At 73.0% G+C, this 1,007-nt stretch carries 1 protein-coding gene; it reads right to left on the bottom strand.

Features of this window, described 5'->3' with window-relative positions:
• Positions 1–684: ABC transporter ATP-binding protein (locus ACFXPK_RS31050; protein ID WP_385080462.1), on the bottom strand; the 684-nt coding region annotated here is incomplete at its 3' end.
• Positions 685–1,007 lie beyond the last annotated feature (323 nt).

Genomic DNA, 1,007 nt, shown 5'->3' with positions numbered 1-1,007 from the left:
GCGGGGGCGCGGGCCCCGCCCCCCCCCCCCCCCCCGGTATGGGTGGGGGCGCCCCCGGGGGGCCACGCCCGCGCGCCCGCGGCGCCGGTCGCCGACGAGCGCGCGGCAGAGGGCGATGCGCTGCTGCTGGCCGCCGGACATCTCGTCGGGGAAGCGGTCCGCGAGCTGGTCGAGGCCGATCTCCCTGAGGGCGGCGAGCGCCTCGACGCGTGCCTTGCGGGCGGAGACGCCGTCCAGCTCACGGGGGAGCGCGATGTTCTCGGCGGCGGTGAGGGCCGGGATGAGGTTGTAGTCCTGGAAGACGTAGCCGACGCTGCGGCGGCGCATCGCCGCCAGCTCCTTGCGGTCGGCGGTGGTGATGTCGGTGCCCTCGACGAGCACCCGGCCGGAGGTGGGCAGGTCGAGACCGCCCGCGATCGTCAGCAGGGTGGACTTGCCGGAGCCCGACGGGCCCATGACGGCAACGAGTTCGCCGGGGAAGACATCGAGGTTGATCCCGCGCAGGGCGTGCACCTCGGTGGCGCCGCTGCCGTGGACGCGGGTCAGGTCCTGGAGCTGGAGGACGGGGCTCTGCGCGGAGCCGGACCGGGACGGAGGCGCCGGCGGCGAGCTGAGCTGTCCGTGTGACCCCTGTGATCCCTGTGAGTTCTGAGGCTGATGTTGCTGCTGTGACTTGCGAGCCATGAGGGTCCCCCCTATGGGATGTACGTGGATGGAGGAGCGGTTCCGTGCGAAGCCAGGGGCGCGGTGGACGCGCGTCTGCGGTGAACGCGGTGAAACACGCTGTTCGGTACGAATGCGGGTTCAAGTGCGGTACGCGTACGGGTGCGGAACGGACGGGCGCGGTGTCGCGGAGGACATGAGCGCGGTCGTCCGGCCCTGCCCGGCCGGATCCGACGGGACGCGGGGGGGGGTGGCGTCCCCCCCGACCCCGCCGGGCGTGCGGAGCCCGCCCGAGCCGGTGTAGTATAAACAAAAACCAGCCCCCCAGACGGTAACACAAAGGG

Source organism: Streptomyces sp. NPDC059142 (assembly GCF_042755665.1).
GTDB lineage: Bacteria > Actinomycetota > Actinomycetes > Streptomycetales > Streptomycetaceae > Streptomyces.
The sequence above is the reverse complement of the archived record's forward strand: the minus strand, read 5'-3'. Positions and strand labels throughout refer to the sequence as shown.